The following is a 9,407-nucleotide window of genomic DNA, read 5'->3' as shown; positions in this document are numbered from 1 at the left end:
CGCGCATCGCGTCGCTCAACTTCTCCGAATACGACGGCGCGCCCCAGATCCAGATGATCAAGGTCGCAAAAAACCGGCGCCGCAGCGGCCACGCCACGCGGCTGCTCGCAGCCCTCCAGACCCGCTACCCCGACCACGAGATCGACTGGGGCTGTCTGACCGACCAGGGTGCGGCACTAAAGGCCGCCTTGCCCGTTCGGCTGGTGCCCACGCCCCAAGCCCCGGATTTTCCGCGACTCGACCGGCTCCGGCTGCGCCTCGCTGCCATGGAGTGTCGCATCTCGGATCTGCATGCTGCCAGACAGTCTAAAGACGCGGTCATAACCGCTTACTACTGCCTTGAGCGCCACGTCGAGGATCTCGCCCGGCAGCTCGACCGCTGCACGCCGAACATCACCATTCTGGCGCTCGACCCAGTCAGCGTCACCGCATCCTGAGGAGGATCTTCATGCCGAAATCCACACGTCTCGTCGTCCGCCACCGCGACCCGATCCCCAACGAAGACGATGTCACGAAAATCGTGACCATGATGGGCGGCCTCGGCTTCAAGCTGTCCAAGCGTGACGCCTGTGAGGCATGGTCGCAGCACTCCGCAGTGATGCTCAAGCATCACCGGGAGACTAACGACGGACCGGTGGCACCTTGGGTCACGATTCCCGATACTGCGGCTGGCGTGCGAGATGCGATCTGGCCCTACGTCATGGTCGTGTCCTGACGCCATCTTTGACGCTATCTCTTGCGCTATCTTGCCAACTCAGCCCCCTGCACAGGAGTTTTTATGACTGATCGCATCCGCCACATCCGCGCCCTCTCCGAGAGCATGACCCCCGAGGAAAACCATCACCTCGCCTCAGCCGAATACATCAAGCTGCGCATGCTGATCCTGGCCCTGACGCCTGCGTCTCTGCCGCTCGTGCAGCAAGCCTTCGCCGCCCCCTCGCTGCGCCTTGCAGATGAACTTGGGGCCACGACAGCGCGCGAAGTGGCGGTGGGTGCCTTCACACCGGACGCGATTTACGAGTTCGATAATCTTCTGCGAACGATCGACGAGCAAGGTGCGCACGCGGACTTCGGGTTCGACCAACCGGGCCCACACTCGGAGCCCGAAACACTCTGGCAAGGTCCCGATATCTCCCCCGCCGGGAATGGTTTCGACACGTCCGGCAATGCTTATCCCGAACCTGCCTAAACTGCGTCGACCGGCCGGCTATTCGTCGTCAGTCATGAAAAGCTTCGGACCGGCGCACCAAATCTACATCTTCATCGAAGAAGATGCTGATTGGCGACCACCGTTGTTAAGTGTGAGGAGTTTACCTCATGATAATCGCACCCTGGCGAAATGCCGACCCCCTCACCGCCCAGCGCATAGCTGTGCCGGCGTTCGTCATCGCCGTGACGATTGCAATCGTTATGATTTTCGCATCTGTTTTTTCTTTGTCTGGAGACTTCAGCGCGACTTACGCCCCGCCTGAGGTGATATTCCGGACGCATCTTTTTGTGGGTGTCGCCATCGGAACACCAATCGCTATTTCGATGGATCTCATGCGCAACTGACGCAGCGAAGCATTCAGCCGGGCCCTGCCGGGTCCGGCTTTTTCCTTGTCAGGCGCTGATCCTGTTGGACCAGCGGGGACCGCGCGGGCGCGCGGAAATGGCTCCGCCATGTCGGCCGTCTCATTGGTGAGACCGCCGACATGGCGGGTGCCCCGAAAGACAGACAGAAAGAGGATCTCCCAATGACCATCGCACCCATGCACAAAGTGATCTTTTTCGCCCTCGACGCCGCAGGCTCGCTGGTCTGGGACGAGGACGACATCGCCGTCGTCGACCGCATCCACGAAACCGAAGACTTCGAGTCCGCGACGCGCGTGTTCCGCGCCGCCGTCATCGCCGCCGGCGGCAACGTCTTCGCCGCCAGCCTGTCGCCCGCCGTCGCGCGCTTCGACAGCCTGGCCGACTACCTCACAGCCCAGAACGTCAAGGCACGCCTCACCGAGGAGTTCCCCGAAGAGGGCACCTTCGTCTCGGCCCTGACCGAGGATCTGAGCCACTGGGCCGAGATCGGGGTCACGACGCCGCAAGACCTCGCCGACTACCTCGACGGGTGCTTCCAGCGCGAGATGCAAAAGGCAGCTTACGCCTGAGCATCTTCCGCCGGGCTCCTTGGGGCCCGGCAACAGCCACCCACACGTCCGTAGATCAAGAGGATCAAGCATGACCAATCAGTCCCCCGTTCCCGCAGTCGTCGCCACCGCAGTCGTCGCCCTCACCGCCGACAGCCTGACCGAGATCGCAGCGCAGATCCTGCCCCGCGTCATCGACGAGATGACGGCCGACGAGAACAACGACGCGTGGGGCATGGGCTATAACTGCCCGTTGGGCCGGAAGTCCTACAGCGCCACCAGGCACCACGATGTCGACATCGACAAGGACAAGCCCTGGCTCTACAGCATCTCGGTCTTGACCCTGTCGGGTCAGACCATCCGCAAGGCCGCCGACACGCTGGACGATGTCTACCATGTGATTGCAAACGAGGTCGCCTTCGATCTGCTGCTGACAAAGAAGAGCCTGCTCTCCGCCTGCACGCATCTCGGCCTGTCGAAGGTCGCCTGAGCGCCTGACCGGACCACCCCCTCCTCACCTGACAAGGATTGATGCCATGATGCGCTTTGAGGTTCACTACGAGCCACCCTACGATCACAGCATGTTCGATCTGAACGCTCTGGCACCCGACAATCCGGCAGCGCCCTACGTGCGCAACACGACGGGTCCGGGCTTCACCGCGGCACGCCCGGGCTCTGCCCGCGCGCGCAAGATCGCGGATCGCCACGCCAAGGCGAAGGTCGCCCGGCAGCAGAACCGCAAGCGTCGCATCTCATGATGCTTAGAAGCCGGCCACTCCCTGGTGGAGTGTGCCGGCTTTTTTCCGTATTAGATCCGGGGGGAATTTACCGCAACCAGGACACGGCAAAAAGACCTACCCTCATGTCAGCCATCTCATAGGTGAGACGGCCGCCACGCGGGCCTGGGTCCGGAAAAAACAGAGAAGCGAGACATCCATGAGCGAGCACATGCACAAGGTGAACATCCTCGGCTGGAAAGACGGCGCCGTCGTCTGCGATGACACCGGCCAGCCGATCGTCGACTGGACCGTTGCGACCGACCAAATCGAAGACGCCTTCGTCGCCGCACACGAGGCCGTCGAGATCGCCCGCGATACAGCCTGCGTCCGCATCGACTGGTGCACAGGCCTGTTCTTCACGCTGGCGGATTATATTCACGCGCTGAACGCCCCCGTCCGCTTGGCAGAGGAACTGAACCTCGATCACGTGCCGACCCCCGTCGTGGACTATCTGGACTACTGGGCAAGCTGCGGCATCGTCACGCCCCGTGATCTGGAAATCTACCAGAGCGCAGGTTGCCAGCACCGCTAGGTCAACGCTGCCAGACTACGACATACCCGAGGCGCGTTGCCCCGGGTATGTCATCAACACAGGGGAAGGCCCGAGCATGCCCAGACCATCCCCAGACGATAGATGCCTCTTGCAAGGAGAGAGACCGATGCCCGCCACTGAGCCCAACACCTTCACTGTGATCCGCACCACCTGCACCGGCCTACTCGATGTCGACGGCGCCCGTGTGGGCACCGAGACCGAGGAGCATGTCTTTCACATCCATGCGAAGGATGCCGACAGCGCCTGTGACGAGATCATCGCGTCCTTTGCTGAAGCTGACCCCCGCCTTGCGGACATCGTGGCAGGGGATGACGAATACGAGACTGAGCTCGCGATCGCCTGCGATGACGTGAAGGGTCTCTTCACCGTCTACAAGGGGGAGCACACGACTCCCCCAGAGGGCATCGCACCGCTCCTCGCGGAAGGTGAGATCGGCAGTCCGGAATACTGGCAATATCGCAAGCCTCGCCCGCCCGTCGTCTTGCTGTCTTTCTGACTGTCTGTCTTTCAGACACAACAAGGCGCCGCCGGCTGTGGCCCTTCATGCGTGAAGATCCGGATCGCCGGCCTCCCAAATTACAGGAATCGATCCATGCCCCACACCCGCGTCCAGACGTCGTCCCAGAAGCCTGCGATCGCGCAGGTCGTCATCACGATGCCGGCTGACGAAGTCGACCAAGTCGTGCTGCACCTCAGCCTGCGCGCCCTCACGCAATCTATCATCGGCCGCTCTGCCTATGACAGCCTCACGAACTTTGAGAACGACAACTTCCTGATCCGCGACGGTCACGCGATTGACGACGCCTTTGAAGTCGCAAACGACCGGGATACAGATCCTGCGCCGGAGGACGTCGCGATCTTCATCCACAAGCCCACCGGTCTCATGCTGAGCCAGATGCGCTACTGGGATGAACCCTTTACGATTGCGAACGGCGCGGGCGTCGACATCCCCGCAATGATGCAGGAGTGTTTTGCATCGCTTGCGGCAGCTGATGTCGCCGCCGCCGCCTGAAACTCTTTCGGGTGATGGTCTCCTGGCCGATCCATCTGCCTCATCGAACCCAGGGAGGTCCGTCTGTGCCGCACATGATCCAGACCATCCTACGACTGACTAATACATTGTCCGAATGACCCTCACGAGACGCCGGCCGCCCTTCTGGGTGTGCCGGCTTTTTTCTTGTGCCGGGATCTGCGCGCGAGGCCGCGCGGATTTTCCTGGTCAGTCGGTCGACTTGATCGGCTGCCAGCGCCACGCCTTCAGGCGGTAGCTCCTATGACGCCACAGGATCAGCAGGCTCAGTGTCATCCAGGTCTGCTGGAATGCGCCTGCAAGAACAGAGAAGGCGATCTTCATGGCTGAAAACGCCTTCGTCGGGGCCGCCTCGTTGATCATGACGGCAAAGGTCGTGTCGCTGTCGCGCCAGACACTGATATGCCGCATGGCCTCGTCGGCCGTGGAGGCGAAAGCCGCTTCCGTCCAGGTGAAAAGATGGCCCGCTCCGTTCGCCTCGTCGCGCAGATACCGCAGGATGCCGCTCGGGTTCTTCACCTCTCGCTCCACCATCCCTGTCAGATCAACAGGCGTGCCGGACCAACACAGCCGGTCCTGCACGCCGCACAGGATCTCTGACGATCCCGTGCGTGCAATGAATTGCGCCACGAACTCCGTCTCGGCATCGTGGGCGATGGCGAGAGGCTGGGTCACCGTGACGACGTGAAAGAGCACCAGTGTCGCCACCTGCGCCGTGAACGCCACGGACGTGACGACGCGGAAAAGCGTCGGTCGCGCAATCGTCACCCCCAAAAGTGCGACGAGCGAGCCCAAGATGACACTCAAGGTGATCCAGTTCGGATTGCCTCCGAAATGCAGAACCGGATTAAGCCCCTCGTAGACGATCTCCCGCACACGGAAACTGTCGTATGCCGCGTAGAGCAACGTCGCAACCGTTGCATGCAACGGCACGAAGTTGCCGCGGAATATCGCGATCACCGCGAGGCAGGGAAACCAGAGGATCATCGACGTCGATACCGCCTGAAGTGCATTCGCAGTGTTTGCCTCCTCCAGAAAGGCTACTGCCAGAAAGGCCGGCAGTGCGAGAAAGGCCGGCAGCAGCCAGAATATGGACTGAGGTCGCAGGGTAGCAATGCGCATCGGCTTATCTCTCCATGGCGCGCCGGACCTGCCTTCGGCGGAACGGGCACGCTTTTTTCCTTCAGAATATCGGTCGATTGCAGCGCCGTCGGAAATCCAACAGCGCTGCCCGGCGGGGTGATTTTTTCAGGTGAGATATGGGGTTCCCGGATGGGGCGGCCGGTCCCTTCATTCGTGAAGGGACAGTCCGTCTCACCAAGACAACCGAAAGGGTGACATCATGTTCTTCGGTCTTTTCATCTTCGCCTTCGTGATCGTTCCCGGCCTCTTCGCGATCATGCCGAGCAGCCGCCGCCCGATGCGCGGCGCGCGAAGCTCATACATGAGCCGTCGTGCACTCTATCGCCGCCGCTCTTCCCGCAAACCCTCCCGTCGCCGGTATTGACCCCGGCCACGGAGCTGCGAGAAGGACATACATCCGCAAAAAACGAGGATCGCGCGATGACCAAAGTTTTCAGCCCGCAGTTCGAAGACGCGCTCAATGACGCCATCGACGCGCCGGTCATCATGAGCGCCGAAGGTCGTCCCAGCCTGATGGCACTGACGACCGATCTCTTCGAAGTCCTCTGCGTGGCCATCGGTGAGGAACCTGCCGCCTTCAATCCGCGTACCATCACCCGCGATGGCAAGTCTGAAATCACCCTGCTCCACGCGGATTATTTCAGGCTGATGAACGACGCCTTCCATAAGGTCACCATGCCCCGCGCCGAAACTCAATTTTCGACAGGCGTTTGCGCAGCATCATCCGACATCCGTATCATCCGCCCACTGCCCAGAACATATACGGTCGATCTCCAAGAGGAGCTGTTCTACGCGGATCTGCGAATGCGCACCCCCGGGATGCCGGCGTGGGAGGATCTCACCACGCCGCAGCGTGACATCGTGCTGAAGCAGATGTGGGATATTTCGCGCGCCGTCGATATTGCCCGCAACCTCATCGTGCGTGCCGTCTGCGCCAAATGACATGGAACCCTGAACAGACAGGACTCGCCATAACCGAACGAGGCCTCGTCCGCCATGCAGCCTTTATCGACCTCGGTCACGGGCCCGCGCGAAAGACAGACAGACAGACAGACAGACAGACAGACAGACATCCGCAAAAGAGAGGATCAACCCATGACCAAGGTTTTCAGCCCGCAGATCGAAGACGCCCTCGATGAGGCCATCGAGGCACCGGTGATCATGAACGCCGACGGCCGTCCCAGCTTGATGGCCCTGACGACAGATCTCTTCGAGATTGTCTGCGTGGCGATCGGCGAGGCGCCCGCGACCTTCAGCCCGCGCACCATCACCCGCGATGGCAAGCCTGAAATGACCCTGCTCCACGAGGATCATTTCATCCCGATGATCGCAGCCTTCGAACAAGTCACCGCGCCTCGTGGCGCACATGCCTGATCCAGCCCTTCGCCTCATCACCCTATACTGAACAGACAGGACATCCCCGTGAGCGACCGAGATATCGTCCGCCACGTCGCCATCACCGGCGACTCCGACGGCACAAGCATTTCATACTTGCTGCTGGATACAGCCCTGTGGGAGCTGCTGGATTTCGACACCGCCTTCAAGACCCTGTGGGACGGCGGCGATGCCTTTCAACGCATCGACGCACTGCCGGACCTGATCACCGAGATCGGCCTGAACGGCTACACCATCGAAGGCGAGATGTTTCTCACCGCCTACTGATCCACCTGACAGGGAGACCGCCATGGCCGCCTTCACCATGTCCGAACATATGCGCCTGGCGCTGCTCGAACGCTTCGCACCGGCCGAGATCATCGAGCGCAGCGTGGAACCCGAGAGGGGTGGCTTTCCCGATCGCCACCGGTTCCACATCTGGGGCTACATGGACGGCACCCGTGTCGACATCCTCGTCAACAGCGGCGGCATCTTCGATACCCCGCGCGTGCAGGCCATGTCTATCGAGCCGCCCAGCGAGACCAGGCTCCCCTCAAACGCCATCAAGGATGCCGTCTACCAGGTTCTCGGGCTACCCGCCGATCGGGACTGACCGATCGGCATTTCCCAACAATCAAAAACGACCGAATATGGTCGAAAGATCGCCGGTCTGTCTCGTCCAGCCTCATAAGTGAGACTGGCCGGGACAGACCGGCGCCAGGTAAAAGATCATCCGAAGAGGGATTTCACCATGACCACTTACATCCTGTGTGCTGACGGCGCCTGCTCTGGCAACCCCGGTCCGGGCGGCTATGCCTGGGAACTCTGGTCAGAGGTTGTTGCCGACGGCAACCAGGTTATCGCTGGCTCCGGCTCGAGTGCCGCTACCACGAACAACATCATGGAGCTGAGCTCCGCGCTCGACGCGTTCGAGACCTTTCTCGAAAACGGCGTGTTCCCCGGCCTCGTGCGCATGCGCCTCGACAGCCAGTATGTCCTGAAGGGCATCTTCGAATACATGCCGAACTGGAAACCGCGCGGCTGGCGCACGGCCGCCGGCAAGGATGTCGCCAACGTCGAACTCTGGAAGCGTCTGGATGCTGCTCTGATCGAGCTGAAATCCCGCGGCTTCACCTTCGAGCCCAACTGGGTGAAGGGTCACGCCGGCGACATCGGCAACGAACGCGTCGATGCCAAGTCTGTCGAAATGCGTGACCAGGCGAAATTCAACGCAACCACAGACGCCAAGATCGATTCCGATCTGCGTGTGATGGGAGTGCCTATGCCCACCTATCAACCTGCCGGCATCGATTTGATGGCCATTGCCGAAGACACAACAGTCGTCATGACGCCTGCTGCTCCGGCCGCCGCCAACGGCGATATCACCCCCGAGCAGGTCGGTATCATGCGGGGGATCTTCGCGAGCTTCGAGGCCGGCGACATCAGCATCAAAGATGTGATCGCCGAGGTCCGTAAGAACGCAGGCGCGCTGGGCTGCTGAACGGGATAGATCCGCATCCGGTGCGCAATCCGGGATGCAAACTGCAATTTGCCCCGCTTGGCAACATCAACGAAAGCAACATCTGAAAATGCGCAGCATGAAATCAATCCATGCCCTGTCCAACGCACTCGAGATCTTTCGTCAGATCTATCCGGATATCCCCGCCACAACGATCATGGTTTTCTTGCAGGTCGTCATACGCCCGGGCATCTCGTCCCGGGACACGGCCGAGGCGATCGGATCTTCGCAATCGGCAATCTCGCGTCATTTTTCAATGCTCGGCGAATATACATGGCGCGGCGAGGAAGGGTGGGGATTGGTCGATCTTATAGAAGAACCGACCAACCGCCGCATGAAGGTCGCTTTTCTGACCAGTAAAGGTCAGGCCCTCGCTGAAAAGATTGCCGTGGCCATCGACCCGACAGGCCGCAGTCTGCCGCCCGCCGAGACCGCCGACGCTTATGTGCGACGCGTTCGCGGGCAGATCTGACGCAAATCCCGGCCTGAGCCGGCACCGCAAGGTGCCGATCCTACCTTGACCGACAGATTTGACCAGCCACCCTCACGGGTTGAGAGGCGTCTCGCAATCTCTTCAGTGAAGGGTTTGAGCCGCGAACGGACGCAGTCCCGGGTAGCAGGTCTTTTCCTATTCAGTCGTGGGTTAGTGGGTTAGTGGGGCGACATCCCGATCCAAGATCCGAGCCTTTCCCTTATGTCCACTGGGCTTTCGTCACTGGGCACAGCGATGCCTGGCGAAAATGCCAGCAAGAGCATGAAGGGAGAGAGAAGATCAGAAAATACGGGCCATCGAAGATGTCCGTCTCTGCATTGCGCGAGACGGCCAACATCGAAGGCCTCGGAAAAAATCAAACCAGAAGCGAGATCAGTATGACCGAACAGAACA

18 protein-coding genes are annotated in these 9,407 nt (G+C 60.8%); 17 read left to right on the top strand and 1 reads right to left on the bottom strand.

Annotated elements, in window-relative coordinates:
• The 10 genes from ACOI1H_RS21500 to ACOI1H_RS21455 all read left to right on the top strand — a co-directional run.
• Positions 1-437, top strand: a 437-nt coding sequence (locus ACOI1H_RS21500; RefSeq protein WP_422440051.1) for a hypothetical protein, incomplete at its 5' end; no start/stop codon positions are given.
• 11 nt (positions 438-448) lie between these two features.
• Complete coding sequence (locus tag ACOI1H_RS21495) at positions 449-715, top strand: hypothetical protein (protein WP_422440050.1); 267 nt, start codon at positions 449-451, stop codon at positions 713-715.
• A gap of 63 nt (positions 716-778) precedes the next feature.
• Complete coding sequence (locus tag ACOI1H_RS21490) at positions 779-1,189, top strand: hypothetical protein (protein ID WP_422440048.1); 411 nt, start codon at positions 779-781, stop codon at positions 1,187-1,189.
• A gap of 128 nt (positions 1,190-1,317) precedes the next feature.
• A complete protein-coding gene (locus tag ACOI1H_RS21485) occupies positions 1,318-1,554 on the top strand; it encodes a hypothetical protein (protein ID WP_422440047.1) in 237 nt (78 codons plus the stop codon).
• A gap of 182 nt (positions 1,555-1,736) precedes the next feature.
• Positions 1,737-2,144, top strand: coding sequence for a hypothetical protein (locus ACOI1H_RS21480; RefSeq protein WP_422440046.1), 408 nt, complete (start codon positions 1,737-1,739; stop codon positions 2,142-2,144).
• Positions 2,145-2,214: 70 nt separating this feature from the next.
• A complete protein-coding gene (locus ACOI1H_RS21475) occupies positions 2,215-2,613 on the top strand; it encodes a hypothetical protein (RefSeq protein WP_422440045.1) in 399 nt (132 codons plus the stop codon).
• Positions 2,614-2,659: 46 nt separating this feature from the next.
• Positions 2,660-2,881, top strand: coding sequence for a hypothetical protein (locus ACOI1H_RS21470; RefSeq protein WP_422440044.1), 222 nt, complete (start codon positions 2,660-2,662; stop codon positions 2,879-2,881).
• A 178-nt stretch (positions 2,882-3,059) separates the two neighbouring features.
• On the top strand, positions 3,060-3,434 hold the full coding sequence (locus tag ACOI1H_RS21465; RefSeq protein WP_422440042.1) for a hypothetical protein: 375 nt from the start codon (positions 3,060-3,062) through the stop codon (positions 3,432-3,434).
• A gap of 127 nt (positions 3,435-3,561) precedes the next feature.
• Positions 3,562-3,951: a hypothetical protein gene (locus ACOI1H_RS21460; protein ID WP_422440041.1), complete on the top strand. Its 390-nt coding sequence runs from the start codon at positions 3,562-3,564 to the stop codon at positions 3,949-3,951.
• A 96-nt stretch (positions 3,952-4,047) separates the two neighbouring features.
• Complete coding sequence (locus ACOI1H_RS21455) at positions 4,048-4,467, top strand: hypothetical protein (protein WP_422440040.1); 420 nt, start codon at positions 4,048-4,050, stop codon at positions 4,465-4,467.
• Positions 4,468-4,674: 207 nt separating this feature from the next.
• Here the strand turns inward: ACOI1H_RS21455 and ACOI1H_RS21450 are convergent, their stop codons facing one another.
• Complete coding sequence (locus ACOI1H_RS21450) at positions 4,675-5,607, bottom strand: hypothetical protein (RefSeq protein ID WP_422440039.1); 933 nt, start codon at positions 5,605-5,607, stop codon at positions 4,675-4,677.
• 220 nt (positions 5,608-5,827) lie between these two features.
• Here ACOI1H_RS21450 and ACOI1H_RS21445 point away from each other — a divergent pair, with 220 nt between their 5' ends.
• The 7 genes from ACOI1H_RS21445 (at position 5,828) to ACOI1H_RS21415 (ending at position 8,993) form a co-directional block, all read left to right on the top strand.
• Positions 5,828-5,992, top strand: a complete 165-nt coding sequence (locus tag ACOI1H_RS21445; protein ID WP_422440038.1) for a hypothetical protein — start codon at positions 5,828-5,830, stop codon at positions 5,990-5,992.
• Positions 5,989-6,570 (top strand): hypothetical protein, encoded by a 582-nt coding sequence (locus tag ACOI1H_RS21440; protein WP_422440036.1) that lies wholly within the window; start codon positions 5,989-5,991, stop codon positions 6,568-6,570. Before ACOI1H_RS21445 ends, ACOI1H_RS21440 begins: the two co-directional genes overlap by 4 nt.
• A 153-nt stretch (positions 6,571-6,723) precedes the next feature.
• Positions 6,724-7,002 carry a hypothetical protein gene (locus ACOI1H_RS21435; protein ID WP_422440034.1) on the top strand — a complete coding sequence of 93 codons (279 nt, stop codon included), beginning with the start codon at positions 6,724-6,726 and terminating at the stop codon, positions 7,000-7,002.
• 48 nt (positions 7,003-7,050) lie between these two features.
• On the top strand, positions 7,051-7,290 hold the full coding sequence (locus ACOI1H_RS21430) for a hypothetical protein (RefSeq protein ID WP_422440033.1): 240 nt from the start codon (positions 7,051-7,053) through the stop codon (positions 7,288-7,290).
• 22 nt (positions 7,291-7,312) lie between these two features.
• Positions 7,313-7,615 (top strand): hypothetical protein, encoded by a 303-nt coding sequence (locus tag ACOI1H_RS21425; protein WP_422440031.1) that lies wholly within the window; start codon positions 7,313-7,315, stop codon positions 7,613-7,615.
• A 138-nt stretch (positions 7,616-7,753) separates the two neighbouring features.
• A complete protein-coding gene (locus ACOI1H_RS21420; protein ID WP_422440030.1) occupies positions 7,754-8,503 on the top strand; it encodes a ribonuclease H family protein in 750 nt (249 codons plus the stop codon).
• A gap of 97 nt (positions 8,504-8,600) precedes the next feature.
• Entirely contained in the window at positions 8,601-8,993 is a 393-nt protein-coding gene (locus ACOI1H_RS21415; RefSeq protein ID WP_422440028.1) for a hypothetical protein, read from the top strand.
• Positions 8,994-9,407 lie beyond the last annotated feature (414 nt).

It is taken from the genome of Loktanella sp. DJP18 (genome assembly GCF_049310965.1).
In the GTDB taxonomy this organism is placed as follows: Bacteria; Pseudomonadota; Alphaproteobacteria; order Rhodobacterales; family Rhodobacteraceae; genus Loktanella.
The sequence above is the reverse complement of the archived record's forward strand: the minus strand, read 5'-3'. Positions and strand labels throughout refer to the sequence as shown.

What these genes read in the sequence shown, in the direction of transcription:
- ACOI1H_RS21480 (WP_422440046.1), top strand. Translation starts at nt 1,737, where the DNA reads ATGACCATCGCACCCATGCACAAAGTGATCTTTTTCGCCCTCGACGCC.
- ACOI1H_RS21420 (WP_422440030.1), top strand. Translation starts at nt 7,754, where the DNA reads ATGACCACTTACATCCTGTGTGCTGACGGCGCCTGCTCTGGCAACCCC.
- ACOI1H_RS21455 (WP_422440040.1), top strand. Translation starts at nt 4,048, where the DNA reads ATGCCCCACACCCGCGTCCAGACGTCGTCCCAGAAGCCTGCGATCGCG.
- ACOI1H_RS21450 (WP_422440039.1), bottom strand. Translation starts at nt 5,607, where the DNA reads ATGCGCATTGCTACCCTGCGACCTCAGTCCATATTCTGGCTGCTGCCG.
- ACOI1H_RS21465 (WP_422440042.1), top strand. Translation starts at nt 3,060, where the DNA reads ATGAGCGAGCACATGCACAAGGTGAACATCCTCGGCTGGAAAGACGGC.
- ACOI1H_RS21475 (WP_422440045.1), top strand. Translation starts at nt 2,215, where the DNA reads ATGACCAATCAGTCCCCCGTTCCCGCAGTCGTCGCCACCGCAGTCGTC.
- ACOI1H_RS21435 (WP_422440034.1), top strand. Translation starts at nt 6,724, where the DNA reads ATGACCAAGGTTTTCAGCCCGCAGATCGAAGACGCCCTCGATGAGGCC.
- ACOI1H_RS21490 (WP_422440048.1), top strand. Translation starts at nt 779, where the DNA reads ATGACTGATCGCATCCGCCACATCCGCGCCCTCTCCGAGAGCATGACC.
- ACOI1H_RS21425 (WP_422440031.1), top strand. Translation starts at nt 7,313, where the DNA reads ATGGCCGCCTTCACCATGTCCGAACATATGCGCCTGGCGCTGCTCGAA.
- ACOI1H_RS21415 (WP_422440028.1), top strand. Translation starts at nt 8,601, where the DNA reads ATGAAATCAATCCATGCCCTGTCCAACGCACTCGAGATCTTTCGTCAG.
- ACOI1H_RS21445 (WP_422440038.1), top strand. Translation starts at nt 5,828, where the DNA reads ATGTTCTTCGGTCTTTTCATCTTCGCCTTCGTGATCGTTCCCGGCCTC.
- ACOI1H_RS21470 (WP_422440044.1), top strand. Translation starts at nt 2,660, where the DNA reads ATGATGCGCTTTGAGGTTCACTACGAGCCACCCTACGATCACAGCATG.
- ACOI1H_RS21495 (WP_422440050.1), top strand. Translation starts at nt 449, where the DNA reads ATGCCGAAATCCACACGTCTCGTCGTCCGCCACCGCGACCCGATCCCC.
- ACOI1H_RS21485 (WP_422440047.1), top strand. Translation starts at nt 1,318, where the DNA reads ATGATAATCGCACCCTGGCGAAATGCCGACCCCCTCACCGCCCAGCGC.
- ACOI1H_RS21460 (WP_422440041.1), top strand. Translation starts at nt 3,562, where the DNA reads ATGCCCGCCACTGAGCCCAACACCTTCACTGTGATCCGCACCACCTGC.